This is a genomic window from Novosphingobium album (ex Liu et al. 2023), assembly GCF_029076845.1.
Lineage (GTDB): Bacteria > Pseudomonadota > Alphaproteobacteria > Sphingomonadales > Sphingomonadaceae > Novosphingobium.
This window is the reverse complement of record NZ_JARESE010000063.1, coordinates 77,076-103,338: the sequence shown is the minus strand read 5'-3', so window position 1 is coordinate 103,338 and position 26,263 is coordinate 77,076. Positions and strand designations below refer to the sequence as shown.

Annotated in this window: 27 protein-coding genes, 1 tRNA gene and 1 pseudogene; 10 read left to right on the top strand and 19 right to left on the bottom strand. The window is 65.9% G+C overall.

Annotated features, from left to right (window positions below; translation table 11 throughout):
- Positions 1-508: 508 nt before the first annotated feature.
- From PYV00_RS19270 to PYV00_RS19220, 11 genes are all read right to left on the bottom strand, one after another.
- Positions 509-1,219: a ribonuclease T2 family protein gene (locus tag PYV00_RS19270; protein WP_275229945.1), complete on the bottom strand. Its 711-nt coding sequence runs from the start codon at positions 1,217-1,219 to the stop codon at positions 509-511.
- Positions 1,216-2,079, bottom strand: a complete 864-nt coding sequence (gene nadC, locus PYV00_RS19265) for a carboxylating nicotinate-nucleotide diphosphorylase (protein WP_275229944.1) — start codon at positions 2,077-2,079, stop codon at positions 1,216-1,218. The genes PYV00_RS19270 and nadC overlap by 4 nt, the downstream gene beginning before the upstream one ends.
- A gap of 144 nt (positions 2,080-2,223) precedes the next feature.
- Entirely contained in the window at positions 2,224-3,021 is a 798-nt protein-coding gene (locus tag PYV00_RS19260; RefSeq protein WP_275229942.1) for a LytR/AlgR family response regulator transcription factor, read from the bottom strand.
- A 43-nt stretch (positions 3,022-3,064) separates the two neighbouring features.
- Entirely contained in the window at positions 3,065-4,228 is a 1,164-nt protein-coding gene (locus PYV00_RS19255; RefSeq protein WP_275229940.1) for a sensor histidine kinase, read from the bottom strand.
- 97 nt (positions 4,229-4,325) lie between these two features.
- Positions 4,326-5,090, bottom strand: a complete 765-nt coding sequence (locus PYV00_RS19250; protein ID WP_275229938.1) for a DsbA family protein — start codon at positions 5,088-5,090, stop codon at positions 4,326-4,328.
- Between the two features lie 64 nt (positions 5,091-5,154).
- Positions 5,155-6,507, bottom strand: a complete 1,353-nt coding sequence (locus PYV00_RS19245; protein ID WP_275229936.1) for a M48 family metalloprotease — start codon at positions 6,505-6,507, stop codon at positions 5,155-5,157.
- A 107-nt stretch (positions 6,508-6,614) separates the two neighbouring features.
- Entirely contained in the window at positions 6,615-7,991 is a 1,377-nt protein-coding gene (locus PYV00_RS19240; protein WP_275229934.1) for a PAS domain-containing protein, read from the bottom strand.
- Between the two features lie 102 nt (positions 7,992-8,093).
- Positions 8,094-9,350 carry an MFS transporter gene (locus tag PYV00_RS19235; protein WP_275229948.1) on the bottom strand — a complete coding sequence of 419 codons (1,257 nt, stop codon included), beginning with the start codon at positions 9,348-9,350 and terminating at the stop codon, positions 8,094-8,096.
- Between the two features lie 60 nt (positions 9,351-9,410).
- Positions 9,411-9,860 carry a DUF2141 domain-containing protein gene (locus PYV00_RS19230; protein WP_342803827.1) on the bottom strand — a complete coding sequence of 150 codons (450 nt, stop codon included), beginning with the start codon at positions 9,858-9,860 and terminating at the stop codon, positions 9,411-9,413.
- Entirely contained in the window at positions 9,827-10,561 is a 735-nt protein-coding gene (locus tag PYV00_RS19225) for a sterol desaturase family protein (RefSeq protein WP_275229932.1), read from the bottom strand. The genes PYV00_RS19230 and PYV00_RS19225 overlap by 34 nt, the downstream gene beginning before the upstream one ends.
- A 32-nt stretch (positions 10,562-10,593) precedes the next feature.
- Positions 10,594-12,054, bottom strand: a complete 1,461-nt coding sequence (locus PYV00_RS19220) for a DEAD/DEAH box helicase (protein ID WP_275229930.1) — start codon at positions 12,052-12,054, stop codon at positions 10,594-10,596.
- Between the two features lie 289 nt (positions 12,055-12,343).
- Between PYV00_RS19220 and PYV00_RS19215 the strand changes: the two genes are divergently transcribed.
- The 3 genes from PYV00_RS19215 (at position 12,344) to PYV00_RS19205 (ending at position 14,977) form a co-directional block, all read left to right on the top strand.
- Entirely contained in the window at positions 12,344-12,499 is a 156-nt protein-coding gene (locus PYV00_RS19215; RefSeq protein ID WP_275229928.1) for a DUF1289 domain-containing protein, read from the top strand.
- 120 nt (positions 12,500-12,619) lie between these two features.
- Positions 12,620-14,557, top strand: a complete 1,938-nt coding sequence (locus tag PYV00_RS19210; RefSeq protein ID WP_275229926.1) for a TonB-dependent receptor plug domain-containing protein — start codon at positions 12,620-12,622, stop codon at positions 14,555-14,557.
- A 15-nt stretch (positions 14,558-14,572) separates the two neighbouring features.
- The gene (locus PYV00_RS19205; protein WP_275229924.1) at positions 14,573-14,977 is read left to right on the top strand and encodes a MerR family transcriptional regulator; all 405 of its coding nucleotides are present in this window, start codon (positions 14,573-14,575) and stop codon (positions 14,975-14,977) included.
- Positions 14,978-15,080: 103 nt separating this feature from the next.
- Here PYV00_RS19205 and PYV00_RS19200 read toward each other — a convergent pair whose 3' ends face one another.
- The 3 genes from PYV00_RS19200 to PYV00_RS19190 are packed head-to-tail and all read right to left on the bottom strand — an operon-like array spanning position 15,081 to position 16,544.
- Positions 15,081-15,551, bottom strand: a complete 471-nt coding sequence (locus PYV00_RS19200) for a pyridoxamine 5'-phosphate oxidase family protein (RefSeq protein ID WP_275229922.1) — start codon at positions 15,549-15,551, stop codon at positions 15,081-15,083.
- A gap of 4 nt (positions 15,552-15,555) precedes the next feature.
- A complete protein-coding gene (locus PYV00_RS19195) occupies positions 15,556-16,062 on the bottom strand; it encodes an MmcB family DNA repair protein (protein WP_275229920.1) in 507 nt (168 codons plus the stop codon).
- A gap of 56 nt (positions 16,063-16,118) precedes the next feature.
- Complete coding sequence (locus PYV00_RS19190; protein ID WP_275229918.1) at positions 16,119-16,544, bottom strand: hypothetical protein; 426 nt, start codon at positions 16,542-16,544, stop codon at positions 16,119-16,121.
- A 128-nt stretch (positions 16,545-16,672) separates the two neighbouring features.
- Between PYV00_RS19190 and PYV00_RS19185 the strand changes: the two genes are divergently transcribed.
- Complete coding sequence (locus tag PYV00_RS19185; protein ID WP_275229916.1) at positions 16,673-17,923, top strand: MFS transporter; 1,251 nt, start codon at positions 16,673-16,675, stop codon at positions 17,921-17,923.
- Between the two features lie 77 nt (positions 17,924-18,000).
- Positions 18,001-18,077 (top strand) — tRNA-Arg (locus PYV00_RS19180).
- 178 nt (positions 18,078-18,255) lie between these two features.
- Here PYV00_RS19180 and PYV00_RS19175 read toward each other — a convergent pair.
- The 5 genes and pseudogenes from PYV00_RS19175 to PYV00_RS24375 all read right to left on the bottom strand — a co-directional run.
- Positions 18,256-18,501 (bottom strand): annotated as a pseudogene (locus PYV00_RS19175) (isoprenylcysteine carboxylmethyltransferase family protein); the annotation flags it as partial.
- Entirely contained in the window at positions 18,498-18,737 is a 240-nt protein-coding gene (locus PYV00_RS19170; RefSeq protein ID WP_275229914.1) for a DUF2933 domain-containing protein, read from the bottom strand. The pseudogene PYV00_RS19175 and the gene PYV00_RS19170, both read right to left, overlap by 4 nt.
- A gap of 37 nt (positions 18,738-18,774) precedes the next feature.
- The gene (locus PYV00_RS19165; protein ID WP_275229912.1) at positions 18,775-21,093 is read right to left on the bottom strand and encodes a copper-transporting P-type ATPase; all 2,319 of its coding nucleotides are present in this window, start codon (positions 21,091-21,093) and stop codon (positions 18,775-18,777) included.
- Positions 21,094-21,139: 46 nt separating this feature from the next.
- Positions 21,140-21,478: a hypothetical protein gene (locus PYV00_RS19160; protein ID WP_275229910.1), complete on the bottom strand. Its 339-nt coding sequence runs from the start codon at positions 21,476-21,478 to the stop codon at positions 21,140-21,142.
- A gap of 39 nt (positions 21,479-21,517) precedes the next feature.
- The gene (locus PYV00_RS24375) at positions 21,518-21,649 is read right to left on the bottom strand and encodes a hypothetical protein (protein WP_342803828.1); all 132 of its coding nucleotides are present in this window, start codon (positions 21,647-21,649) and stop codon (positions 21,518-21,520) included.
- A gap of 501 nt (positions 21,650-22,150) precedes the next feature.
- Here PYV00_RS24375 and PYV00_RS19150 point away from each other — a divergent pair.
- The 5 genes from PYV00_RS19150 to PYV00_RS19130 are packed head-to-tail and all read left to right on the top strand — an operon-like array spanning position 22,151 to position 26,255.
- Positions 22,151-22,435, top strand: a complete 285-nt coding sequence (locus PYV00_RS19150) for a hypothetical protein (protein WP_275229908.1) — start codon at positions 22,151-22,153, stop codon at positions 22,433-22,435.
- On the top strand, positions 22,432-22,872 hold the full coding sequence (locus PYV00_RS19145; RefSeq protein ID WP_275229906.1) for a periplasmic heavy metal sensor: 441 nt from the start codon (positions 22,432-22,434) through the stop codon (positions 22,870-22,872). Before PYV00_RS19150 ends, PYV00_RS19145 begins: the two co-directional genes overlap by 4 nt.
- A 6-nt stretch (positions 22,873-22,878) precedes the next feature.
- Positions 22,879-23,439, top strand: coding sequence for an RNA polymerase sigma factor (locus PYV00_RS19140; RefSeq protein ID WP_275229904.1), 561 nt, complete (start codon positions 22,879-22,881; stop codon positions 23,437-23,439).
- 57 nt (positions 23,440-23,496) lie between these two features.
- Positions 23,497-25,257, top strand: a complete 1,761-nt coding sequence (locus tag PYV00_RS19135) for a copper resistance system multicopper oxidase (protein ID WP_275229902.1) — start codon at positions 23,497-23,499, stop codon at positions 25,255-25,257.
- A complete protein-coding gene (locus PYV00_RS19130) occupies positions 25,257-26,255 on the top strand; it encodes a copper resistance protein B (protein ID WP_275229900.1) in 999 nt (332 codons plus the stop codon). Before PYV00_RS19135 ends, PYV00_RS19130 begins: the two co-directional genes overlap by 1 nt.
- Positions 26,256-26,263 lie beyond the last annotated feature (8 nt).

The window sequence follows — 26,263 nt, the reverse complement described above, 5'->3', positions numbered from 1 at the left end:
TATCCAGTCTCCTTACGGAGCCTGAATCAGATCGCAGCCCTCACATCAATGGGTCCTGACCCTAGGTTTCAGGCGTTGGGCGCTCTTGAGCTTGGCTGACAGCGCTTGCGTCTCATCGTCACAATCGCGCTTGGGCTATCGTCGATGCATCGCCCCTGTCCAACGGACGGCGGCCCAAGCCGCGCTCATCAGCGAAGCCCATGACAGAAAGGCTTCACCGCAGTCATCGCCGCCATGCTTGCCGATGTTCTAATCGCCGAACCGTTCGGACAAGGTGCTGATGTCAGCCGACACCCGCGTTCGCAGAGATCCCAATCGCATCGGCGCCACTTCGCCGCCTCAGGCATTTCCGCTGCTTTGCCGCCCGCCACGATCTTCGACCCATGCTCTTCGACGGCTTCACGCGTGCCGGCGTCACCGTGATTTGGCTGCACGGGATAAGTTCGCGCCCGCTCAGCCAGTTGTTCGGAAAGCGCGAAATCACCGCGTCGTCACATGAAGCGGTGCGTTACAACCCTCGCCATATCTTCAGCGCCGTCTTATCGGAGGGACCGAAATCGGCCCGATCGCAACGCGCCGGCAGGAAATGGCGATCGTAGCACAGCTTGATTTCGCGCAGCCAGGCCGAGCGGCTGGCGACAATGCCGATGGCTTCGCGCTTCCAGCCGGGGTTCAGTTGCAGGAAGGCGTCGCGCAGTTTTCCAGCCGTCAAATCGGGCTGGCGGGAGAGATGGTCGGCGTCGGGCCAGCGTAGCGAGCGCCAGAGGATGCCGCTGACCTTGAAGTAGGTTTCGGGCGTCTTGGCCATGCAACTACCGTGCTTGGCCCATTCGTGTTCGAGCAGGCGCGGTGCTGGGGTCATGCACAAGTTGCGCCGGATGAGGTCCGGCGAAGGGCGCGGCGTGGCCGCGCACCATTGCGGATCGGCGCCTTTCCGGCCTTCGGGCCACAGGCCATGAAGCACGAAGCCAAAGCGCCCGTTGATGCCCGAGCATTGCATCGAGCCGCGATTGCCGCTCATCCGGCAATATTCGGGCGACCAGCTTGCCGCCAGGACGTAGCCTGAAATGGCAGTGTGGCGGACGGGGCCATCCGGTTGCACCGGCCGGGTGGCCTCGACATGATGCGGCAGGCGGCATTGGTAGGCTTGCGCCAGGGTCGGCGCGGGTGAGCCCAGGGCGGCGGCAGCCAGCGCCGCAAAGGCGGCCGCCCGTTTCATAACGGCGTGAAATCTAGCCCGATGTCGGCCGCCGGCGCGCTCTGGGTGAGCCGGCCCACGGAGACGTAGGTAACGCCAGTCGTCGCGATCGCGCCGATGGTATCGAGATTGACGCCGCCCGAGGCTTCGCAAGGCACGCGGCCCGCCACCAGGGCGACGGCTTCCCGCAGCATGTCCGGCCCCATGTTGTCGAGCAGCAGGTGATTGGCCCCGGCCGCCAGCGCGGGCTCGATCTGGTCGATCCGATCGACTTCGCAGATGATGCGGGTCACGCCCGCTTCCTTCGCGCGGCGCACCGCTTCGCCGACGCCGCCGGCGACGAGGACGTGGTTGTCCTTGATCATCGCCGCGTCCCACAGCCCCATGCGGTGGTTCTGGGCCCCGCCCATGCGCGTGGCGTATTTCTCCAGGTGACGCAGGCCCGGGATGGTCTTGCGCGTATCGAGCAGCACCGCGCCGGCCTGGCCGATCGCATCGACATATTGGCGCGTCATCGTCGCGATGCCGGAAAGATGCTGCACGGTGTTGAGCGCCGAACGCTCGGCAGTGAGCATGGCGCGGGCATTGCCGGTAAGGCGCATGAGATCGCTCCCCGGCCCAACACGCTCCCCCTCGGCCGCCAGGATATCGACCTCCATCGCGGGATCGAGCTTGCGGAAGAACGCCGCGGCGATCGGCAGGCCCGCGACCGTGATCGCATGGCGCGCGTCCATCACGCCGGAAAACCGCGCGTGCGGCGCGATCACGCTTTCCGAAGTCACGTCGTGGCCGCCTCCGGGCAGGCCGACGCCGAGATCTTCGGCCAGCGTGGCGGCGACGAATGCGTCGAGATCGAAACCGGGGATCGTGAAGGCAGTCATGCGCGCTTTATTCGCGCGTTCGGCCCGGATTGTCGAGGCGGTGCTTTGCGCCTTGCCCTTCCACCATCGCTTCGCGGCGCTCTCCCTCCCCGTGCCGGGGACGATGGGCGCGGGTGCGGGAAGGACTTCGGCTGGTCCGCGGGTTCAGTGTACGAACCGGGCGATGACGTCGCGGTAGCTGCGGCTGACTTTCACTTGCGCGCCCGAATCGAGCACCAGGAAGCATTCGCCATTGGTGTGCGGCTTGACTTGGCGGACCTGGTTGAGATTGACGATGGTCGAGCGATGGACGCGCTGGAACACGCGCGGGTCCAGCCGGCGTTCCAGATCCTTCATCGTCTCGCGCAGGATCAGCGAATTGTCGGCGGTGCGGATGCACATGTAATCGCCGGCCGCCTCGATATGCTCGATCGAATCGACATCGATGCGGAAGATCTGGCCGCGATCCTTGATGTTGATGAGCTTTTCGTAACGGTCCGTGCCGGTCTCGGCCTCGTCGGGCAGGTGGTCCATGGCGTCGGGGGCGACTTCGGCGAGCACGGACTTGAGCTTTTCCGCCTCCTCGGCCGAGCGCTTCTCCACCAGGCGTGTCCGCACGCGGGCCAGCGTATCGGCCAGCTTGTCGTCCTCCACCGGCTTCATCAGGTAATTGATCGCGTTCGCCTCGAAAGCGCGCACCGCGTGTTCCTGATAGGCGGTGACGAAGACGAAGAGCGGCGGCTCGATCTCCATCACGCCCTTGACCACCGAGAAGCCGTCGAAGCCGGGCATCTGGATATCGAGGAACACGAGGTCGGGCTTTTCCGTCTTGATCTTGCGGATCGCTTCCCGCCCGTTCGAGCAGGTGTCGATGATCTCGACATCGGGATAATTCTCCAGGCGCAGTTGCAGCCCCTGGATGGCGAGCTTTTCGTCGTCGACGAGGATGGTTCGGATGGTCATCTGATAATCTCTCCAGCGCTAACGCGCATTGAGGGAATTTGTTTCAATGGCTGGATGCCAGGGCCAGCCGGAAGGGTTCGGGCGCGTCTTCCGGCGCCTCGCGGCGTTCCACGGGGATTTCGATCACCACCGCGAAACCACCTTCGGGCGGTTCGATCGTTTCGAAGCGGTGCTTTTCGCCATAGGCCTGCGACAGCCGGTCACGAATGTTCGACAGGCCGACGCCGGTGGATACGGGCTCCCCTCCATCATAGCTCATGCCTGAAAGCCTGTTGTCGGTAACGTCGCTTTGCAAGCCGGGGCCGGTGTCGGAGACGGTGATGCGAAGCATCTGCCCGATAAGCTGCGTGGAGATGGTGATTTCAGCGCCGCTTTCCTGGGGGCTGACGGCATACTTGATCGCGTTTTCCACCAGCGGTTGCAGCAGCAGCGAGGGCAGCAGCGCGGCTTCCGTGGCGGGATCGATGGTGAAGCGGGTGCGCAGGCGTTCCTCGAACCGCATCCGCTCGATATCCAGATAGAGCTTCAGCGTTTCCACTTCCTGCGCCACCGTCACGCGCGCGGCGGGCTTGTTGACCAGCGTGTAGCGCAGGAACGAGGAAAGCCGGCTCAGCATCGCGTTGGCCGGCTCGGTCTGCTTGAGCAGCACCAGCGTCGAGATCGAATTCAGCGTGTTGAACAGGAAATGGGGATTGAGCTGGTAGCGCAGCATCGCCAGCTGCGCCTGGGTCGCCTGGTTTTCCAGCCGGATGAGCTGGTCGTTCTGCTCTTCCACCTGGAGGAAGAAGTTGATCGCGTAATACAGCGCCGACCATGCGCCCAGCAGCGTCGCATCGAGATAGAACACGCCGATCAGCAGTTGCGCGAAGCTCGAATCGCTGTCGCTGCGATAAAGCGAGATCACCCAGGCATCGATGAAGGCGTGCAGGCCCACCGCGAAAGGCAGGATCAGCGCGGTCACGCCCCAAGTCACCAGCGGGCGCTGGGTGATGAGCAGGCGATAGATCACCGCCAGCACCAGCGAGATCGAAAAGCCGGTGATCGTGGCGATCAGCACCAGCACGAAAGAGGCGAGCGGCTGGTCGTTGGCGATCACCGACATCGTGCGCAGCAGCATCGCACCGGCCCAGCCGGCGAACTGCAAGCGCCAGAACGCCTGGTTCTTGTTGGCGAAAAACGGGATCGGCTGGATCGGCAAAACGGCCATACGGCGTCCTTCTAGCCGAAAAGCGCGAAACCGGAAATCATTGGTGATCGTCTTGGCGGCAAACCGCTTGGCGGCAAATCGCGCGCGGGCGCCCGGCTCACCTCTTGCGCGCGGTCGCGATCGCCTGGGAAAGCTGGTCCATGCCCACCGCGCCGGCGATCATCGCATCGCCCACCACCCAGCTTGGCGTGCCACCGAAGCCCAGTTGCCGGGCCAGCTCGACATTATCGTTCAACTCACGCTCGACGCGCGGGCTGGCTGCCGTGGCGCGCGCCCTGGCCATGTCGAGCCCGGCGGCCCTGGCGGCGGCCTCGATCGTCGCGGGATCGGGCTGGCCGGCGGCGAACATCGCTTTGTGGAACGCGGTGTACTTGCCCTGCTCGGCGGCCGCGAGCGCCATCCGGGCCGCGTCCGCGCTTTGCGGGCTGAGAATGGGCAATTCGCGAATGACGATGCGCAAGTCCGGGTTCCTGGCGATCAGCGCATCGACATCGGCCACGCTGCGCCGGCAATAGCCGCAGGCGAAATCGGTGAACTCGACAAGCGTGACGGTGCCCTGGGGATTGCCCATGACGGCGCCGGGGAAGGGGGTTTCCACTTCCTTGCGCACGCCCGAAAGCTGGGCGCGGCCCTGCTTGGCCTGCAGGTTGTCCATCGCTTCGGGCAGAATCTCGGGATGGGCCAGGATATAGTCGTGGACCACCGTCTCGATCGCTTGCCGGTCGCGGCCCGAAAGCGAGGCGGCGGGGCCGGACACGATCCGTTCGGCGAACCAGCCGGCCACGCCGGCCAGGACCACGAGGAGCGCGACGAGCGCGATTTTGCCGGCATTTGCGCGCGGCTTGCGATCCGCCTTCTGCATGGGATGTTCGCCTAGTTTGATCCACTGACGTGGAAGCGGTGCCGGCCCGGTCTGAACCTGGCCCCTAACGCTGTTTGCGCTCGCGTTCAATCGCGGCCTTGGCCTGGAATTCGATGTCCTGCGCGCGCAGCCAGTCGGGCGAGCCTTGCGGCAGGCCGGCCTCGGCGGCGCGCGCGCTGATCAGCGCTTCGGCATTGTTGCCGCTCAGCACCTGCTGCTCGGCGCTGGCCAGCCGGGCGCGCGGCATGTCACCGTTCGCGGCATAGATCACGCCGAGCTGGTACCACGCGAAGGGATTTTCCCGATCGCGCGCCACCGCCGCCTTGAGCACGCGCTGCGCTTCCTCGAAGTTCTTCGGATCTTCGGTGGCGATCAGCGCGTGGCCGAACAGCGTGGCGATCAGCGGCTGGTTGCCGGTCAACTCGGTGGCGCGGCGCAAGGCATCGAGCGCTTCGCCGGGCCTGCCCGCTTCCAGCAGGATCTGGCCCTTGAGCTCCAGGAAATAGGGATCGTTCGGATCGGTCTGTAGCAGCGCCTCGGCCTCGGCCATGGCCCGGTCGAGATGGGCATCCTTGTGATAGGCATAGGCGCGCGCGTAATGCGCGGGCACGCTGTTGTCGGTCACCGGATAGACCCGCAGCGTGTCCCTGGGCTCGGAAAGATAGCCGAACAGCTTGGCCTTGGCGCGGGTGAAGCGGGCTTCCAGCTGGGCATCGTTGGGCCTGGTCCACGACGGGTCCGCCTCATAGGTATCCTGCAGCGTGCGGATGCGATCGCCGGTCAAAGGGTGGCTGGAATAGAATTCGTCCCCGTCGCGCGGGCGATAGCCATAGCGGAATTCCAGGTTCTCCAGCTTCTTGAAGAACTCGATCGAGCCACGCCCGCTGATCCCGGCGGCGGAAAGATATTGCGCGCCGGCCGCGTCGGCCGAGGCTTCCTGCGAGCGGTTGTAGGCCAGGAACTTGCCCATCGCCGCCTGCTGCCCGGCCATGAGCACGCCCATCGCCGCGTCCGCGCCGCCGGCCGCCGCCGCCGCCGCGCCCAGCAGCAGCGAAAGCAGGCTGATGTTGGTCGCGGCCTGGCCGCCCATGTTGAGCACCGCGTGGCCGCCGGTGACGTGGCCCAGCTCGTGCGCGATCACGCCTTGCACTTCGTTGGCGGTATCCGCCTCGTTGATCAGGCCGCTGTTGACATAGACCGCCTGCCCGCCCGCGACGAAGGCATTCACCGAGGGATCGTTGACCAGCACGATATCGACATTGCCCGGCTGCAGGCCGGCCGCCTTGACCAGCGGCTTGGCCATGTCGCGCAGCAGCGCCTCGGTCTCCGCATCGCGCAGGATCGATTGCGCCGCGGCGGGCTGCACGGCCAGGGCCAGCGCGGCCAGCAGGGCCAGCAGCAGGGAAGCGGGGCGCATGTCGCGCATTAGGTCTCCATGGGCTGAACCGGCACTGAAGCGTCGCGCTGTCCAGGCGCTCGCGCCTTCTAACCGCCTGCGTGCCGCATTCCTAGAGTCCGATCCTTTCAGCCCAGCAGGCGGCGCGCGGCGCGTTCGACCAGCGCGGTGTCGCCGGACACTTCGCCCAGCAGCACCACTTCGCCCGATTCGAGCCGGCGCGCGACCAGCACGGTGAATTCCTCGCCCTCGCCCGAAAGCTCGGCCAGCGCGCGCGGCTGCATCCCGCGCAGCTTGCGCGCCAGCGTGTCGCGCGGCGAATGGCGGCTGGCCGCGGCCTTGCCGGTCTCGATCCGGCGCAGGCGGCGTTCCTCGCCGACCACGCCCTTGAGCCCGCCGGGCGCCTTGGCGAGAAATTCCGCCAGCGCGCCCTGGGCCAGCCCCAGGCGCTGCGCATGGCCGATCGCGGCGGCATATTCGGTGAGGCGCGTCTTGTCGTAATCGGCGCCGAACACCAGCTTGACCAGCGGCGTGAGCGGCGCCCGGTCCTGCACGGCAAGGCCCGCATCCTCGACCAGTTCGCGGAATTCATGGGGTTCCTCGGCGGCGGCCAGCGCGAAATCATAGGCGCGGCCGATCGCGGCGTAGAGCGCCTGGCGCGAGCGGTCCTCGCTGCCCTTGGCCGCCAGCGCCAGTTCGCGCGCGGAAGCCAGCCAGTCGCCCAGCGCCATGTCATGGCCGCGCGAACCGTCGCGCTCGTCCGGCACCGCCTCGAAGCCGAGCGCGGCCGGATCGCCGAAGGCGGGTTCGGGAAAGACCATCGGCGCCGGATCGTGCGCGGCGAATCGTGACAGGTCGGCCGGGCCATCGGCCCATTCGGTCAGCGGCGCTTGCGCGCGTTCGCGCCCGGCGCGCGGTTCCAGCACCTGATCGATCTGCAGCAGCAGCTCGTCGGTGGTCTTCTGGTCGGCCAGTTCCTTCCAGTTGATCACGCCGTAGATGAAGTCGATCGTCACGTTGTCGCTGGAAAAGGGCAGCAGGATGCCGCGATAGAGAATCGTCGCGCCGCGCTGGTTGACGAATTCGGCCTCGAACCCGATCGGCGCCTGGTTGGCGAGGATCTGCATGTAGTGATCGGTGATGCGCGAAAGCAGCGATCGGCTGGGCACGTCGGCCAGCGATGCGATCGGCCCTTGCGCGCCGCATTCGGCCGCCAGCGCATCGCCCAGGAAGGCGACGGCGGGGTTCTCGATGCCGGCGGTGAAGTCCAGCAGCACGCTGTAGGGCCCGAAATCGGGCAGGTTTTGCGGGTCCAGATCGCCGATCGCGGGAAAGTTGCGGTCATCCAGCAGGCTTGCCCAGAAGTTGTACGCGCGCACTTGCATGCGGCGTTCGTCCTGCCCGATCGCGGCCGGCGGCAGATCGCCGTCGGCATCGTCCTCGCCCGCATACGGATCGTCGGCCGGCCCTTCGTATTCCGGGAAATGACCGCGCAAATTGTCCATGTGGAATCCCCACTTAACCCTGTTGGGATCGTTCTGGCGCAACATGGTAAATTAATCTTTAAGTCGCGCCGGGTGGGTTTGCGGACCCCGTGGCGCGCGCGCCTACCAGGACTTGACCACGCCCTCGCCCGGCCGGGGCAGCGGCGCCAGCAGGCGTAGCGCGATGAACGAGACGATCAGGAACGCGGAGCCGGCGTGCAGCGCGAAAGGCAGCCCGCGCCAGTCGGCCAGCGCGCCCCAGGCCCAGGAGCCCAGCGCCATGCCGCCGAAGGTGACCGCCTGGTAGATCGACAGGCACCGGCCCAGGATCTCGTCGGGCGATCGCATCTGCACGGCGGTGTTGATGGTGGTGAGGATCGCCACCCAGCCCATGCCGCCGACGAACGCGGCGGGCAGGGCATAGATCACGCTGTGCACTTCGGCGATCAGCGAAAGCACGAAGACGAACATCACCGTGCCCAGCGCCAGCACGCCTTCCAGCTGCAGCTTGCGCCGAATCGTGCCGATGAACGGCGCGGCGATGATCGAGCCGATGCCGAACATGCCCAGCATCAGCCCGAAATCCACCTCGCTGCCGTGGAGCTGGTCGCTCACCACCGTCGGCAGCAGCGCCTGATAGGCGGCCAGGCTGAAGCCCAGCGACAGCCCGCGCGCGAGAATCCGGCGCAGCGGCGAGGACGAGGCGCAATAGCGGATGCCGATGGCCACGGCGGGCAGGATCGGCCGCCGGTCGATCGCGCGCGGCTCCGGCCGCCACCACAGCAGTACACCGATCAGGCCGACATAGCTGATCGCGTTGATCGCGAAGGCGAAGGACACGTCCCATAGCGAGATCAACATGCCGCCCAGCGCCGGGCCGATGCTGCGCGCGATGTTGAACGAGATCGAATTGAGCGCGATCGCCTGCGGGATCTCGCGCGGATCGACCTGCTGGCGCACCGATGCCTGCCATGCCGGCGAATTGAGCGCGGTGCCGATGCCGACCGAAAGCGTGAAGGCCAGCAGCAGCATGGGATGGATCAGCCCGGCGTAAGTCATCAGCGCCAGCGCGCTGGATACGATCAACATGCCGATCTGCGCCGCCAGCATCACGCGCCGGCGATCGAAATTGTCGGCGATGGCACCAGCGAACACGCCGAACAGCATGATCGGCACGGTTGCCGATGCCTGCACCAGCGCGACCAGCTGGTGCGAGCTGGTCAGCTCGGTCATCATCCAGGCTGCGCCCACCGACTGGATGGTCGAGCCCAGGTTCGAAAACAGGTTGGCGATCCAGATCGCGCGGAACACCGGATAGCGGAAGGGAGAGAAGGTTCCGCTGTCGCGCCCGTCAGCCTGGTCCGCTTCCGGTTCGCTCAAAGGGGATTGCGCATCGGCCACGTCCCCGGCGTTAAGGCGGGGTTTGCGCGATCGCAAGTGTCAGAACAGATACCGCATACGGATCGAAAGATGCGCCTGCGCGCCGTCCACCGCGAAGGCGGCGCTGGCGAAGCTGGGCGGGCCGAAGCGCACCGGCGCGTCGCGCGAGAAGCCGAAACCCTCGCGCGGCATCATCAGCCGCTTGTCCAGCCGGCCGTTGGCATTCTCGTCATGCACCAGCGAAATCGCGTAGCGCCCGTTGGGGATCGCACCGAAATCAAGCTCGACATGGCTGCCGGCCGGAACGATCAGGGTATGGGCCGCCGGATCGCCCGCGCAGCCGGGAAAGGCCTTGGGCCGCGCCGTCAGGCAGGCCAGGACTTGCCCCCGGGTGGAGCGCAGGCCCGTGACCGAGACCGAGACGTCGCCCGCTCCCGTGCCTCCTCCGGCGCCGAGCGCCAGCGGTGCCAGCAGGATCAGGGCGCCAGCAGCCCGCGATCGGTGCCGCACAGGCGATCCCAGAAGCGGAAGTAAAGGCCGTAGTTGCATCGGTACTGCTCGTGATGGCGGTGGTGGTGGCTGGCGGTGATCAGCCAGCCGCCAGGGCGCGAGTGAATCAGCCGGCGGGGAAACATCTCCCAGCCCATGTGGTTGGTTATTCCCATCACCGTCATGATCAGCAGCACCAGGCCCAGCACCGCGACGTGGATCGGCACCAGAAAGACCAGCGCCGGCACCACCACCGCGCCGGTCAGCGCCTCGATCGGGTGAAAGCTCATCGCCGCCCAGGCGGTGGGCGGGCGGCTGGCGTGGTGCACCGCATGGGCCAGCACGAACAGGCGCGGCCGGTGCAGCGCCCGGTGCGTCCAGTAGAACCAGGTATCGTGCAGGAACAGATAGGCGAACAGCGAAGCTGGCAGCCACCACAGCGGCCAGTCATGCACGTCGGTGTAGATCCGGGTCCAGCCCCGTTCGCGCCAGCCCCAGGCGACGATCCCCGCCGGCACGCCATAGATCGCCGCCGAAAGCAGCGACCAGCGGATTTCCGCGCCGATCTGCGGGCCGAGTCCCTGATAGAGGCCGGGCCGCACCCGGCCGGTGAGCCAGGCGAAGAACCCGCTCGTCACCAGATAGCGCAGGCCGACGATCGCCGTCATCGCGGCGGCGGAAGCGAGCGCGGCCGCAAGGCCCGGTCCCAGGTTGGCAACCATGATGGCCTTATGCCCGCGCTCGCGATGGGCGGCTAGACCGCGCGGCGCACGCTGTCGCGATGCGCGCCGACCGTCTTGGGGCCGCGCGGACGGAAGCGGCGCTTGGCCTGGGCGTCCTGCCCGGCGGCCTCGCGCCGTTCGCCGTCGGGACGGTCGCCACGCGGGCGCTCGCCCAGGGGCCGTTCACCGTGGGGCCGTTCGCCGTGCGGCTTGCCCTGGCGCGGCCGGTCGTCGCGCGTGCGATCGCGCTGGCCGCTGTCCTTGCGGGGCTGGCCTTGCGGCTTGCCGCCACGGGCCGGCTCGGGCGCCTTGCGCGCGGAGAGCGCGGGCAGGCGGGCGGCCTGCGCGGCGAAATCCTCGGGCAGCGGCGCGGGAGTGAGCTTGATGCGGGTCAGCCGCTCGATATCGCGCAGATACGTGCGCTCATCGGGCGCGACGAAGCTGATGGCGATGCCGTCCGCCCCGGCGCGCGCGGTGCGGCCGATGCGGTGGACATACTGTTCGGGCACGTTGGGCAGCTCGAAGTTGAACACGTGGCTGACGCCGGTCACGTCGATGCCGCGCGCGGCGATGTCGGTGGCCACCAGCACGCGCACCGCGCCCTGGCGGAACCCGCCGAGCGCGGCGGTGCGCTGGCCCTGCGACTTGTTGCCGTGGATCGCGGCGGACGGCACATTCGCGGCGGAGAGATGGCGCACCACCCGGTCCGCCCCATGCTTGGTGCGGCTGAAGACGAGCGCGCGGTCGATCGAGCCGTCCGCCAGTCCTTCGCGCAGGCGCAGCGTCAGCAGGGCCTGCTTTTCGGCCTGGTTGACGAACGTGGCATATTGCTCGACGCGTTCGGCGGTGGTCGATTGCGGGGCGACTTCCACCTTGACCGGCTCATGGATGAACTGGCGGCCCAGATCGGCGATCGCCTGCGGCATCGTGGCCGAGAAGAACAGGCTCTGGCGCTGCTTGGGCAGCATCGCGGCAATGCGCTTCAGCGGGTGGATGAAGCCCAGGTCCATCATCTGGTCGGCTTCGTCGAGCACGAAGATCTCGACATGGCGCAGCGTCAGCGCGCGCGAATCGATCAGGTCGAGCAGGCGGCCCGGCGTCGCCACCAGCACATCGGTGCCGCGTTCGAGCGCGCGGGCCTGCTTGCCCGAAGGCACGCCACCGAACACGCACTGGATGGTCAGGTTCAGGTACTTGGCATAGCCGCGCATGTTCTCGGCGATCTGCGCCGCCAGCTCACGCGTGGGCGAAAGCACCAGCATCCGGCAGCCGGCATTGGGCCGGGGCTGCGGATCGGCCGACAGGCGGTGGAGCGAAGGCAGCGAGAACGCGGCGGTCTTGCCGGTGCCGGTCTGCGCGATGCCAAGCAGGTCACGGCCCTGCATCAGCGCGGGAATCGCCTGGCGCTGGATCGGCGTGGGATCGGAATAGCCCTTGGCGCTCAGCGCGCGAAGAATGGGCTCGGCAAGGCCAAGTTCGGAAAAATAGGACATCGAAGACTTTCGAATGGATGCAAGGCGCGCGGCTTTGCCGGGCGCGTGGCAAGGGTTCGGACTATGCGACCCTGCGTGAAGAAGGAAGCTCAACGGTGGCAACCGCTCATCCGGGCCGGCCCTGGCACCATGGCGCCCAGACCTCACGCTGCCTGCGGATTGCGGCGGACCAGATGCGAAAAATGGACCCACGCGCCGATTGCTGGGCATCCCTTTAGTGTGCATTGCAACAAAGCGCAAGAAAATTGCGCCCTTGCCGCAATCGCCCGCTGCTGCTTTGAAACGGACCATGCGCGACGTGCCCTCCCCCTGTACCGGCGTCTGCCGGATCGACGAGGCGACCGGCTGGTGCCGGGGCTGCCGGCGCACGCTGAAGGAGATCGCCGACTGGCCAATGCTCGCCCCGCGCGAGAAGCGCGCGGTGCTGAGGCGGAAGAGGTCTTGACCCTGTAGCTGCTACAGCCCCTATGGGACGCTCCTGTAAAGTGTTCGCCATGACGGTGGGCGCATGGTGTCGGAGGCTCGGTTGAAGCGGAAAACTCATTCTCGCCGGCCGGAGCTGGCGATGGTTGCGGCCGTTCTTGCATCATCCGTGACGCTCTCGCCGACATGGGCGCAGGAGGATCGCGACGATGCCGCGAGCGAAGATGGTGAGGAGATCATCGTCCAGGCAACGCGCTCGGGCCGCAGCCTGAATGATGAGCCGATCCGGGTCGAGGTGCTCGACCGGGAAGAAATCGAAGAAAAGCTGATGATGACGCCTGGCAATATCGCCATGCTCGTTAGCGAGACGCCGGGAATCCGGACGCAGATCACATCCCCCTCGCTTGGTGCGGCAAGCATTCGGATGCAGGGCATGAAGGGGCGCTACACGCAACTCCTCGCGGATGGCCTGCCGCTCTATGGCGGGCAAGCACCGGCGATCGGCCTGCTCCAGATTCCTCCGACCGATCTGGGGCAAGTGGAGGTCATCAAGGGCGCGGCTTCGGCGCTTTATGGTCCTTCCGCGCTCGGTGGCGTCATCAATCTCGTCTCGCGGCGGCCCAGCGCCGAACCGGAAGCCGATGTGGTGCTGAATGCGACCAGTCGGAGCGGACGGGATGCGACCGGCTATGCGGCGGCACCCATCGGCGGTGACTGGAGCGCCTCCATGACGGGCGGATACGATCGACAGGGCCGGCAGGATCTGAACGGCGACGGCTGGGCCGACATGCCCGCCTATCGACGCTGGACCGTCCGGCCGCGCCTGTTCTGGAAGGGATCGTCCGGCGCCAGACTTTTCCTGACCGCAGGCGCGATGACCGAGCGGCGCGAAGGCGGCACGCTGCCGGGCCGCTCGGCGCCGGATGGGCAACCCTTTTCCCAAATGCTTGACAGCCAGCGGTTCGATAGCGGACTTGCCGCCGAAATCCCGCTGATGTCTGGAACGCTCAATATTCGTGCTTCAGCCATGACCCAGGACGACGATCACCGTTCTGGCGATACGATCGAGGATAACCGGCGCCGCACTGTCTTCGGCGAAGCTTCCCTCTCGGCAAGATCGGGCCGGACCTCATGGCTTGCGGGCATCGCCTTCCAGGCCGACATCTTCCGCTCCGCGGATTTCCCTGGCTTCAATTACAGCTACACGGTGCCGGCGCTGTTCGCGCAGATCGAACACGACATGCTGGACGATCTCACGCTGGCAGGCAGCGCGCGATGGGACGCCCACAGCGAATATGGCTCACAGATCAGCCCGCGCCTGTCATTGCTCTACAAGCCGGGCCGGTGGACGCTCAGAGCATCGCTCGGCCGGGGCTTCTATGCGCCGACGCCCTTTGTCGAGGAGATCGAGGAAGCGGGCCTGTCCCGGCTCGAACCGCTCGACAGGCTGAAGGCAGAGACAGCCAATACCGCCTCTGTCGACATCGGCTACAAGGCCGGCCCGCTCGAAGCTGACGTGACTCTGTTCGGCTCGAACATCAAGGATGCCGTTCGACTGGAGGCTGACGGCCCCGATCGTGTCAAACTGGCCAACGTGGCAGGCCTCACGCGCACACGCGGCGCCGAACTGCTGCTGCGTTATCGCTGGGAGGCGTTCTCGATCACCGGCAGCTATGTCTATGTGGACGCGACCGAGCAGGACCCGTCCGGCATCGGACGAAGGACGGTCCCGCTTACCCCGCGCCACACGGGGGGCCTGGTTGGAATGTGGGAGAAGGAAGGCAGGGGCAGGGTGGGGCTGGAAGCCTATTATACCGGCCGCCAACTTCTGGAAGACAATCCCTATCGCTCGCGCAGCAGCCCTTATTTCGAGTTGGGTGCAATGGGTGAATTTGTCATTGGCAAGGTCAGTCTGTTCGTCAACGCGGAGAATCTTCTGGACATCCGGCAGACGAAACATGACCCGCTCCTTCTGCCACGGCGAGCGCCCGATGGGGCGTGGACGGTCGATGCGTGGGCGCCATTGGAAGGCCGCGTGGTCAATGGCGGTGTCCGCATCCGGTTCGGTGGGCACGAATAGCAGCGAGGTGGCGGAATGGCGTTGACGATCGGAGATCTCGGCAAGGCGACGGGTACCAAGGTGGAGACGATCCGTTACTATGAACGGATTGGCCTCCTGCCCCAGCCTTCCCGCACGGCCGGAAATTATCGCGCCTATGGCGAAGCTGAACTGGGGCGACTGTCCTTCGTCCGCCGCGCCCGCGATCTCGGCTTCTCGCTCGATCAGGTCCGGGCGCTGCTGAAGCTGTCGGACGATCGCAGTCAGGATTGCGCGCGTGTTGATCGGATTGCCAGCGAGCATCTTCGAGAAGTCGATCGCAAGTTGGCCGACCTTTCCGCGCTGCGCCGTGAGCTGAAAGCCGTAATCGATTCCTGTAACGGGGGCACGGTGGCGGACTGCCGCGTTATCGAGGCGCTGGGGCCAGCCAGCCAGGGTTGAGCAGCGGGCATTGGCCTGCGCCTTTTCGACGTCTCCGGTTCGCGGACGGTCCGATCCCTGTTGCCCCATGACTTCGGATTATTCGCCACCCCCCACTTTCGCCTCAGTAAAATCCCTCCAGCTTCGCGTGATCCCAACTCACGTAACGGAACGGCGTGAAGCGGATTGCCACGCGCTTGGCGATCGAGGCGCGGACTTGGGCGGTCATGGCATCGCCGATGCTGGCCGCCAGGCTCTCGTTCGCGCGGATCAGGCGCATCAGGTGGGCCACTTCGTCGGGATCGCGCAGGATTTCCGCCTCGGCATAGGCGATCACGGCTTTCAGCTCGGCATAAGTCTCACCGCTTTCGACCAGCAGCGCGGCGCGCGGGTCGCGTTCGAGGTTGCGCACTTTCTGGCTGCGCGCGAAGCTGGTGATGTGGATGCGCCCGTCATCGTCGAGGCCATAGTTCATCGGCACCGGATGCGGCAGCCCGCCGGGGCCGTTGCTGACGACGATGATCCGGCGCCGCGCGGCAAGATAGGCGCGGACTTCCCCGGCGCTCATGCGGATGAGATCGCGGCGGGACGGCATGGCTTCAGCCTTCGCTGCCCCAGCGCACGGTGTGCGGGTCCGCGCCGGTGACGATGCGCCGCAGCGCCGCGCGGGCCAGCCGCTCCACTTCCACCTTGCGCCGCGCGGGCGCCAGCCGGCGCGTGGGCGCGGGGCGCAGGATCTCCGCGTCATAGCCATCGGCGACGATCACGCCGCAGCTTTCGGGCAGGAACGCCTCTGTCTCCAGGCAGGCGCGGTCCAGCCCCGGCGCGAGGCCCCAGTAGAAGCGGTCGCAATAGTCGAGATAATCGGTCCACTTGCAATCGCCCAGCAGATCGGCCCGGCTCACCTTGATCTCGACAATGACGATGCCGCCCTTGGCGTCGATCCCCATCAGGTCCGCGCGCCGGCCGCAGCGCAGCGGCATTTCGGCAACGCACCAGATATCGTTACGTGCGAAGAGCCGGCCGATGCCGCGCGAAACGTCCGGCGCGGTGAGCGCGCCGGGCGGGGCAGCGGGGGCAAGCAGCGGAGAATCACGTTCGGCCATGCCCCATCATAGGAACATAGCATGAACCTGCAAGGGGCTTGGGCGCGGTGCGCCGATCACGCCACCCGGCGCGGCGATCCGCCGGGCGGGCACAGGGCCAGCACCGCGTCGCGCGCGCGGACGAATTCCTCCCACAAGGCGCGTGCCGCCGCGAGCGGGGTGACGCCCCGGCTATAGGCGGACAGCAGGGCGGCAAGGCCAGGCTCCATGATTGCGGCCAGATCGTCGACGTGCTGTTCGGCCAGCGCGCGGCGCCAGCCGCCGGCATCGCGAATCACCACCGGGAAGTTGCGCACCGCCGGCGGCATCGGCGGCGCTTCCACCCCCGCGATCGCGGCCACGGCGGCCGCCGCATCGTGCAGCGCGGACCATTTCATCGACAGCGCGCTGGCCGAGCCATGGCCGAATGGCGGCCCGCCCGCGCGGGCCTGGCCAGCGCCCGGCGGGCGGGCGTCCGCCTTGCTGATCGGAGTCGCGTCCATGGCCTGTCATGCTAGCCGGCAGCGATTGCCAAATCGCTAATCGGGCCGGGCGGCGCTTCGTGCTTCCCATCGGGGCGAAACGCGGCAACAAGCACATCATAAGGGCAAATCTGCAAGTGGGAGAGGCAATGAACGGGACGAGGGCACCGGGCGGGCTGGCGGAATGGCGCCAGCACTGGACAGTCGTCATGCCCTGCTTCGCCGGGATCATGCTGGTGGCCGCGCATGGCCATGCGCTGGGCGTGATGATCCGCCCGCTGGAGGCCGAATTCGGCTGGCCGCGCGCGCAGATTTCCGCCGGCTTCATGATCATCTCGATCATGGCGCTGCTGGTCGGCCCGCTGATCGGCGCGGCGGTGGATCGCTGGGGGCCGCGCCGCATCGCCCTGATCGGCGTGCCGTTCTATTGCGCGATGCTGGCGACGCTGTCGCTGGCCAATGCCAACATCCTTTCGTGGATCGGGCTGTGGGTGCTGGTGGCGCTGGGTGCCATGACGATCCTGCCGGTGGTCTGGATCGCGGTGCTCAACGGCTATTTCTTCCAGAGCCGGGGGCTGGCCATGGCGATCGCGCTGTCGGGCACCGGCATGGGCGCGGCGCTTTATCCGATGGTGGTGAATGCGCTGGTCGATGGACTGGGCTGGCGCATGGCCTATGTCGCGTTCGCGGCGATCTGCCTGGTCTTGGTGTTCCCGATCACTTTCCTGTTCTTCCGCGAGGCGCCGCGCGCGCGCGTGGCCATGCCCCACGCTGGCGACCCGGCGTTGCGGACGACCGCGCGCGGGCAGATGGCCTCGGCCCGCTTCGTCAAGCTCGCGGCCGCCTCGATCGTCTTTTCCGTGGCGAGCTGCGCGTTGACCAACAATCTGGTGCCGGTGCTGATCGGCGAAGGGCTGACCCCGGCCAGCGCCGCCGCCACCGCCGGGTTGATGGGCATCGGCTCGATCACCGGGCGCCTGGTCGGCGGCTATCTGCTCGACCGGCTCGATGGCAACAAGGTGGCGGCGGTCAGCGTGCTGCTGCCGATCCTGCCGGCCGCGATCCTGCTGGCGACCGATCATTCGCAAGGCTGGTCGGCCGTGGCCTGCCTCGTCATGGGCCTGTCGGTCGGCACCGAGCTGGATGCCTGCGCCTACCTTGCCGCGCGCCATTTCGGCACGCGCAACTTCGGCGCGCTGTTCGGCACGATCAACGGCCTGCTGCTGTTTGGCGCCGGCCTTGCGCCGCTCAGCGCCAACTACATCTATGATGTCACGCGCAGCTATGATCTGGTGCTGATGGGGCTGATCCCGCTGTTCATCCTGACCGCGATCCTGTTCCTGACGCTGGGCAGCTATCGCGATCTCGATCCCGAAACCGGCCAGCCGATCGGCGCCTGACCGTACCGTCCGCGCCGGGCACGCGATTTGCCGCTGGAAACCACGCGCCCGCTCTGCTAATCGCGCGCTCTGGCCCGGCACCCGTAGCTCAGCTGGATAGAGCGCTGCCCTCCGAAGGCAGAGGCCACAGGTTCGAATCCTGTCGGGTGCACCAAAATTCTATAATAAAAGCAGTATCTTGAGAGGAAATCCGTCTCTCCTGCCATTGTCCGTCGTCGGAACATTCGGCGCAGATCGGGGCTTAGATTAGCGGCGTGCGTGCCTCGTCTGGGGTTTGATGTTAGGCGGCGAGCCTGCGGTGCTGCAAGCGCCGATATTCGATGGTCTGTCGCTGCATCGTGGGAGAACCAGTCGACGCCGGGATAGGCTGACTGCAGCCATCCCGAAAGGAAATAGACGGTGAGGGGAAAGCCGTACATTTCCGCGAACAGAGCAACGAGGAAGGCGCTGAATGCCGAGAAGCTGCGTCAGTCGCGCTTCGTCCGGGGTTTGAAGAAACTGAAGGCGAAGAAAATGCAGATCGCTGAATTCGCGACGACCAGAAACCACAGGCCATACGCAGGGGCATCGGGGTTCATTTGTCATGCCCTCCATGTCCATGATGCATGAACAGATGCATGGCCGGACAAAGGAGACCGATCAGGAGCAACAGGCCTGTGCCCGTGAAGATAAGCGCCCGATGCTCATAGGCGAGCATGAAGGCGATGATGGCGAGGAAGGCGAGGAACACGGAGCCTGTTCGCGACTTCCAGAAACTCGGCCGATGCTTCTCCTGCGCGGAATGATCGCCACCGTGCGATTCCTCCATGACCATCATCACCTCCTTTGAATTGGGTTTGCTTCTTGGTGCCTCACACCTTCGCGGCTCTCAGTCTGAGCGAATTGAGCACGACCGAAATCGATGAGGCGCTCATCGCGAAGGCGGCGAACATCGGGCTGATGAGAATGCCGAAGAACGGGAACAGGACGCCCGCGGCAACCGGCACGCCGGCGCTGTTGTAGATCAGCGCGAAGAACAGGTTCTGGCGGATGTTGCTCATCGTCGCGCGGGCGAGCCGCCGGGCGCGAACGATGCCGTCTAGATTGCCCTTCACCAGCGTAATCCCCGCGCTCTCGATCGCCACGTCGGCGCCGGTGCCCATGGCGATGCCGACATCGGCCTGGGCGAGCGCGGGCGCGTCGTTCACGCCGTCGCCCGCCATCGCGACCTTGCGGCCTTCCTGCTGGAGTTCGCGGATGATCCGCGCCTTGTCCTCGGGCAGCACGTCGGCACGGATCTCGTCGATGCCGAGCCGCGCCGCGACCGCCTTGGCGGTGCGCTCATTGTCGCCTGTCGCCATGATGATGCGGAAGCCCAGATCGTGTAGTGCCTTGATGGCATCCGGCGTGGTCTCCTTCACCGGGTCGGTGACGCTCACCAGGCCGGCGATGACACCGTCGAGGATGACGAACATCACCGTCTCACCCTCGTCGCGGCGGATATTCGCCTTCTCTGCCAATCCCGAGCCTTCCAGCCCGAGATCGCGGACAAGTGCGATGTTGCCGAGCGCGACCGCCTTGCCGTCGACGGTGCCCTTCACGCCCTTGCCGGTGATCGCCTCGAAGTCGCTCGCCTCGTCCATCGCCACGCCGCGCTCCTCGGCGCCGCGCACGATCGCTTCGGCGAGCGGGTGTTCGGAGCCGCGCTCCAGCGTCGCGGCAAGGCGCAGCACTTCGCCCTCGTCGTGGCCCGGTTCGGGCATGACGGCGACGAGCCTGGGCTTGCCTTCGGTGAGCGTTCCGGTCTTGTCGATCATCAACGTGTCGATCTTCTCGAACCGCTCCAGCGCCTCGGCATTCTTGATGAGAACGCCCGCCTGCGCGCCGCGTCCGGTCGCGGTCATGATCGACATCGGCGTCGCCAGACCCAAGGCACAGGGGCAGGCGATGATCAGCACAGCGACCGCGGCGATCAGCGCATAGGAGAGCGCGGGTGCTGGTCCCCAGGCCGCCCAGGCAATGAAGGCCAACACCGCGATGCCGATCACGACCGGCACGAAGAAGCCTGCGACCTTGTCGGCATATTTCTGGATCGGCGCGCGCGAGCGCTGGGCGTTCGAGACCATTTCGACGATCTGCGACAGCATCGTTTCCGAGCCGACGCGGGTGGCTTCCATGACGAGACTACCGGTGCCGTTGATCGTGGCGCCGGTGAGGGGGTCGCCGGCGACCTTCTCCACGGGCACGGGCTCGCCCGAGATCATGCTTTCATCGACCGAAGAGCGGCCATCGACCACCACGCCGTCGACCGGCACCTTGTCGCCGGGTCGCACGCGTAGTCGGTCGCCGACCTGAACGTCCTCGAGCGCGACCTCTTCCTCGCTGCCGTCAGCGCTGATACGGCGCGCGGTCTTGGCGGCAAGATCGAGCAGCGCACGGATCGCCTTGCCGGTGCCTTCGCGGGCGCGCAGTTCCATGACCTGCCCCAGCAGTACCAGCGTGACGATGACGGCGGCGGCCTCGAAATAGACGCCGACATGGCCTTCGGCGTCTCTGAAGCCGTCCGGGAAGATCCCCGGCGCAAGCACCGCCACCACGCTGAACAGCCATGCTGCCATCACCCCCATGCCGATCAGCGAGAACATGTTGAGTTTCATCGTGCGGAAGGAGTTCCAGCCGCGCACAAGGAACGGCCAGCCGCAATAAAGCACCACCGGCGTGCCGAGAATCAATTCGATCCACAGCGTTGGGCGTTCGCCGAATATCTCCCGCACGCGGCCGAACCCGACATAGGGGCCCATGGTGAAAACGAGCAGCGGCACGGTCAGCACCGCGCCCATCCAGAAGCGGCGGGTGAAGTCGACCAGTTCGGGGTTCGGCCCTTCGTCCGCCATTGCGGCCGATTCCAATTCCAGCCCCATGCCGCAGATCGGACAGGAGCCGGGTTTGCTCTGCCGAACCTCTGGATGCATCGGGCATGTATAGACGGCGCCGTCATAGCCGGCGGGAACGGTATCGTACTTGCCGCTCGCCGCCCCTGCGGACTGGTGCGACTTTCCATGGCTGTGGCAATGCGCATGCTCCTGCGCCGGAGCCTCGTCTGCCGGCACGAGGTGCATGCCGCACTTGGGGCAGTCACCCGGGCCGTCCTGCCGGATTTCCGGGTGCATGGGGCATGTATAGGTGGTCATCCCTGTTTTCCCCGGCGGCGGCAGTCCCTCTCAGGCGTGGTCACGATCATTGCGGCGTGTGTCCCTGATGGTGGTCGTGATCATCGTGGCCAGTCGCAGGCTTGTCCGAGTTCCCGCCCATCATGCCGCAATGCGCCCTGGCGGAATGGTCGCCAGAGGCACCTCGAGTCATCCCTTCGCCACCCATTTGGCCATGATCCATCTGGCCCTGGTCCATTTGCGAATGGTCCATCATCGGGCATTGCATCTTGCCGTCCTTGTCCTTCTGGCAGCAGGCCATCCGGCCGTGCTCGCCTTGCGCTTTCGGTTCCGGCGCCTGCTGAGCCAGCAGCGCCGTGGGGACGGCAAGAGCGAGAGCGGTGAAACCGAAAATGAGCTTCTTCATTGCAGGGGTCCTTGAAAGGCCTTCGAGCGCGTCCGAAGGTCAGTTGTAGCTGTTGAAGACGGAGCGGCCCGCCTCGCCGAACGCGATGACCTGATAGGGCTGGGCCTGATCGCCCATTTCCATTCCGGGCGAACCGAGCGGCATGCCGGCGACCGCAAGCCCCCCGGACACCGGCGGGCCGCTCCTTGAGCAACCGCTGGATATCCACGGCGGGCACATGTCCTTCGATCACATAGCCACCTACCGCCATGGTATGGCAGGATCGCAATTCTCCAGGCACGGCGTTATCGTCCTTGACGGCTGCCATATCGGCGCTGTCCCTCACCGTGACCTGCGCATTCAGGCCGTGACGGATATGCTCGGCCCATTGCTCGCAGCAGCCGCAGGAGGGGTCACGATACATGGTGTACTCGGTGGCCTGCGCCGCATTCGAGCAGGCGCCAAGGGCAAGCAGAAGCGCCGACGCCATTGCGGGTTTCAAGTGGTTCGCGCGCGGTATTTGCACATCATTTCTCCGACTGGGCGGGCCGAAATCATGGCCCTTGTACCTTCGCTACGCACGAGCCGACCGCACCCCTCACTTTTATTGAGGGGCGCAAAGCGTTGAGGCGTATGATGGCCATGACGCGCAGATGCGTATGAGATTGCAGTTGAAAGCGGGAAGCGAGCGAGATGGATCAGGAAACCCGATTGAACGAGGCCCTGCGGTCGCTGGGCGACATGCAGGCGGACGTCGTCCCGGAGGGCTTTATGGACAGCGTCTGGTCGCGCGCCGGGGAAATGGCTGAAGCCGCGAACGCGCGCCGCCGCCTCGCCCTTTTCGCGGTCATCTTCGCTGCCGGAATGGGCGGCGGGATCGGCACGATCCAGACGCCGGTTAAGGCCGAGCCGACATCGTACCAGCTTTTTGTTGGCGCTGATCTATCGCCCGCCGTTCTGCTGCACGTCGAGCCATGAAGCTGTCGGGCCTTCACATCGTCCTTGCCGTCCTGCTCGCGGTAGCGGCAGGATGCCTGGGCGCGATGCTCGCGGTCCAATGGGGTGGCGCAGCCCAGCGTAGTGGCCTCCATGAGTTCGTGCATGACAAGCTCGACCTCAGCCCGGACCAGACCAGCAGGCTGGACCAGTTGGAAGCCCGGTTCGCGACGGAAAGAGCAGGACATGAAGCAAGGCTGCGCGCGGCCAATGCCGATCTGGCAGCGGCCATGGAGCAGGAGCATAACTACGGTCCAAAGGTGGGTGCGGCGATCGACCGGGTGCATCTGGAGATGGGCGAACTCCAGAAGGCTACCGTGCGCCACGTCTTCGCGATGCGCGTACTGCTCAACGAAGGGCAGCGGCGGAAATTCGACCGTCAGATCTCGATATCCCTGACCGGCGATGGCCGCGAATGATCGCTCGTGGCGGAGGCAGGGGACAGCAGCGAATCTGACCTGATCGCTCAGGTGAAATCAGGCGGACGGCGAGCGTTTGATCGGCTTGTCGAGCCTCACGCGCCGCGCCTGCTCGCGCTCGCCCGGCGGATGCTCGCATCGCCATCGGAAGCCGAGGAAGCCGTGCAGAACGCGCTGGCCTCGGTCTGGATAAATCGCCAGCGACTGGATGCCGATCGACCGGTCGGCGGTTATCTTACGACGACCACACTCAACAAGTGCCGCGACCGTCTGCGGCGGCGGAAGGCGGCAAGCTTTCTCGGATTCGGCCGGGGGCTGGAAGAAATCATCGCATCTGACGACTCGCCCGGCCCCGAAGATACCGCGCGGGATCGTCAAGAATTCGCCCGTGTACAGTCTGAGATCGAGCGCCTGCCGGTTCGGCTGCGCGAAGCGCTGGTACTGGTCGCCATCGACGGGCGCAGCCAGCGTGAGGCGGCAGAGCTGCTCGGCGTGTCGGAAAAGACCATCGAAACCCGCATATACCGGGCACGCAACAGGCTGCGCGAGAGTCTGGAATTTTCCTGAGGGGTAGCACCGCCCGGCGCGTAACGAAGGGCAAAACCTCACGAACGGACAATCGCGATGACATTGATAAATCGCCGCAAATTCCTGCATTACGGTGCGTGCGGTGCAGGTCTGGTGGGCCTTGCCGGTGCTATGCCAGCGTGGGCGCGCGGCGTCCATGGAGGGACGCTGGCGCGCAAAGGCAGCGATATTCTTTCAGGCGAACATCTGACGATGACGGTTGGGGACGCGCTGTTCGCCACTGGCTCGCGCCGGGGGACGGCCGTCACCGTCAACGGAACGCTGCCCGGCCCCCTGCTGCGGCTGAAACAGGGGCAGGATCTCACCGTCGACCTGGTCAACAATGCATCGGAGGGCACGTCGATCCACTGGCACGGGATGCTGGTCCCGTTCCTGATGGACGGAGTTCCGGGCATCACCATGGCCGCGGTCGAACCCGGAGAGACCTTCCGCTACCGTTTCCCCATTCGGCAGGCGGGCACCTATTGGTGGCATGCGCACACGCTGCAGGAGCCGATGGGTCATTACGGCCCAATCGTCATCGATCCGATCGAGCCCGACCCGTTCGAATATGAGCGCGAATATGTGCTGATGCTGACCGACTGGTCGCCGATGAACCCGCACGAGATCATCCGCAAGCTCAAGGTCGGCGAAGGCTATTTCAACTATCAGCAGACTAGCTGGACCGACGACTATCCGCTGACCAGTGAGCAGCGCCGGATGTGGGCGCGGATGCGGATGATGCCGACCGACATCTCCGACGTGACGGGCTCGACCTACACCTTCCTTGTCAACGGTCACGGCCCCGAGGACGGCCTGGAGCTTGCCTATAATCCCGGCGAGCGCATTCGCCTGAGGATCATCAACGGTTCCGCCATGACGTTCTTCAACGTGCGCATTCCCGGCCTGCCGATGACCGTGGTGGCCGCAGACGGCCAGAACATCCGCCCGGTCGAGACCGACGAATTCCAGATGGGCAATGCCGAAACCTATGACGTGATCGTGGAACCCAAGGGCGCAGGGGCCTTCGCCTTCGTCGCGGAGGCGATGGATCGGTCCGGCTTGGGGCTTGCGACACTGACGAGCAGGCCAGATGCAAGCGCCGCAGTCCCCGCGCTGCGCAAGCCGCCGGTGCTCACCATGGCCGACATGGGCATGAGCGCGGGCGATCACGGCGCAGGCGGCATGAACGGCATGTCAGGCATGGCCGAGAAGTCTGGCGACATGGCCGGAATGGACATGTCGGGCGGCATGAACATGCGCGACACCTCACGGCTGCCGGACAATGTGAAGGTCGGCCCCGGGCTCGACATGGTGGCGATGAACCCGGTCGATCGGATGGGCGATCCCGGCATCGGCCTGGATGACGTCGGGCACCGGGTGCTCGACTACAAACAGCTCGTCGCAGCGAAGCCCAACCCCGACGACCGCCGCTCGGCCCGGATGAAGGAAATCCATCTCACCGGAAGCATGGAGCGCTATATGTGGTCGTTCGACGGCAAGAAATTCTCCGCCGTCACCGATGATCCAATCCGCTTTGCCTACAACGAGCGCGTACGAGTGAAACTCGTCAACGACACCATGATGGCGCACCCGATCCACCTGCACGGCCACTTCTTCGAACTGGTCAACGGCGCCCCTCCCGGCCACCAGCCGATGAAACACACGATCGTCGTGCAGCCTGGCGGCTCCGCCCAGTTCGATCTCACTGCCAATGAACCCGGTGACTGGGCGTTTCACTGCCACCTGATCTATCACATGCACACCGGTATGTTTCAGGTCGTCACCGTCCGCCCGCTCGACGGGGGAGACAAGTGATGCGCCGCAAGATCTTCCTTCTCCCGCTCCTTGCCATGGCCACACCTGTGTTCGCGCAGGAACATGCCGGGCACGACATGGGCGAGCAGCCGCAGACGTCGACGCCCGACGCACCGGATAGCGGCACGATGGACCCCGGTATGATGAACCGGAACCAGCCGGACCACAGCCACGTGGACCACAGCCACATGGACCATGCCCGGATGGAGCAGGATTCCATGGCATCGGGCACCGCCGCGGACGATCCCATTCCGCAGGGGGCGCCGCCGCCAGCAGCCTTCGAGGGTCCGGCCTTTGCCGCTGATGCTGTGGTTGGTGCGGATCGCATGGCAGCATCCCGCGGCCAGGTGGTAAAACAGGTCAGCGGCGAAATGCCCGTCTACTGGTTCCAGGCCGAGCGTGCCGAATATCGCGCGCGCGCTGGCAAGGACGGCTATCTGTGGGATGTACAGGGCTATCATGGCGGCGACTACGACAAGCTGTGGCTCAAGTCCGAAGGCGAAGGCAGGTTCGGCGAGAAACCCGAAAGCGCCGAGGTGCAGGCGTTGTGGAGCCACGCCATCGGCCCGTGGTGGGATCTTCAGACGGGCATCCGGCAGGATCTCACCGGACCCACTCGCACCCATGCGGTCGTCGGCGTGCAGGGGCTTGTCCCCTATGAGTTCGAAGTCGATGCCGCCGCCTTCCTATCCGACAACGGCGATCTGACCGGCCGCATCGAAGCCGAAATCGACCAGCGCATCACCCAGCGGCTGATCCTCCAGCCACGCGCCGAAGTGAATCTGTCCGCGCATGACATTCCCGAACTCGGCATCGGCGCGGGCCTCGATACGGCCGAACTGGGCGTCCGTCTGCGCTATGAGTTCGCTCGCGAATTCGCGCCGTACATTGGGATCGAGCAGGAATGGAAGGTTGGCGACAGCGCCGACTATGCCCGTGCCGCCGGCGAAGACCCGAGCGTCACCAACTATGTCGTCGGCGTGCGCTTCTGGTTCTGACGATGCGC

Coding starts and splice junctions, on each gene's coding strand:
- PYV00_RS19270 (WP_275229945.1), bottom strand. CDS start 1,219: ATGAAACGGGCGGCCGCCTTTGCGGCGCTGGCTGCCGCCGCCCTGGGC.
- nadC (WP_275229944.1), bottom strand. CDS start 2,079: ATGACTGCCTTCACGATCCCCGGTTTCGATCTCGACGCATTCGTCGCC.
- PYV00_RS19260 (WP_275229942.1), bottom strand. CDS start 3,021: ATGACCATCCGAACCATCCTCGTCGACGACGAAAAGCTCGCCATCCAG.
- PYV00_RS19255 (WP_275229940.1), bottom strand. CDS start 4,228: ATGGCCGTTTTGCCGATCCAGCCGATCCCGTTTTTCGCCAACAAGAAC.
- PYV00_RS19250 (WP_275229938.1), bottom strand. CDS start 5,090: ATGCAGAAGGCGGATCGCAAGCCGCGCGCAAATGCCGGCAAAATCGCG.
- PYV00_RS19245 (WP_275229936.1), bottom strand. CDS start 6,507: ATGCGCCCCGCTTCCCTGCTGCTGGCCCTGCTGGCCGCGCTGGCCCTG.
- PYV00_RS19240 (WP_275229934.1), bottom strand. CDS start 7,991: ATGGACAATTTGCGCGGTCATTTCCCGGAATACGAAGGGCCGGCCGAC.
- PYV00_RS19225 (WP_275229932.1), bottom strand. CDS start 10,561: ATGGTTGCCAACCTGGGACCGGGCCTTGCGGCCGCGCTCGCTTCCGCC.
- PYV00_RS19220 (WP_275229930.1), bottom strand. CDS start 12,054: ATGTCCTATTTTTCCGAACTTGGCCTTGCCGAGCCCATTCTTCGCGCG.
- PYV00_RS19215 (WP_275229928.1), top strand. CDS start 12,344: ATGCGCGACGTGCCCTCCCCCTGTACCGGCGTCTGCCGGATCGACGAG.
- PYV00_RS19210 (WP_275229926.1), top strand. CDS start 12,620: ATGGTTGCGGCCGTTCTTGCATCATCCGTGACGCTCTCGCCGACATGG.
- PYV00_RS19205 (WP_275229924.1), top strand. CDS start 14,573: ATGGCGTTGACGATCGGAGATCTCGGCAAGGCGACGGGTACCAAGGTG.
- PYV00_RS19200 (WP_275229922.1), bottom strand. CDS start 15,551: ATGCCGTCCCGCCGCGATCTCATCCGCATGAGCGCCGGGGAAGTCCGC.
- PYV00_RS19195 (WP_275229920.1), bottom strand. CDS start 16,062: ATGGCCGAACGTGATTCTCCGCTGCTTGCCCCCGCTGCCCCGCCCGGC.
- PYV00_RS19190 (WP_275229918.1), bottom strand. CDS start 16,544: ATGGACGCGACTCCGATCAGCAAGGCGGACGCCCGCCCGCCGGGCGCT.
- PYV00_RS19185 (WP_275229916.1), top strand. CDS start 16,673: ATGAACGGGACGAGGGCACCGGGCGGGCTGGCGGAATGGCGCCAGCAC.
- PYV00_RS19170 (WP_275229914.1), bottom strand. CDS start 18,737: ATGGTCATGGAGGAATCGCACGGTGGCGATCATTCCGCGCAGGAGAAG.
- PYV00_RS19165 (WP_275229912.1), bottom strand. CDS start 21,093: ATGACCACCTATACATGCCCCATGCACCCGGAAATCCGGCAGGACGGC.
- PYV00_RS19160 (WP_275229910.1), bottom strand. CDS start 21,478: ATGAAGAAGCTCATTTTCGGTTTCACCGCTCTCGCTCTTGCCGTCCCC.
- PYV00_RS19150 (WP_275229908.1), top strand. CDS start 22,151: ATGGATCAGGAAACCCGATTGAACGAGGCCCTGCGGTCGCTGGGCGAC.
- PYV00_RS19145 (WP_275229906.1), top strand. CDS start 22,432: ATGAAGCTGTCGGGCCTTCACATCGTCCTTGCCGTCCTGCTCGCGGTA.
- PYV00_RS19135 (WP_275229902.1), top strand. CDS start 23,497: ATGACATTGATAAATCGCCGCAAATTCCTGCATTACGGTGCGTGCGGT.
- PYV00_RS19130 (WP_275229900.1), top strand. CDS start 25,257: ATGCGCCGCAAGATCTTCCTTCTCCCGCTCCTTGCCATGGCCACACCT.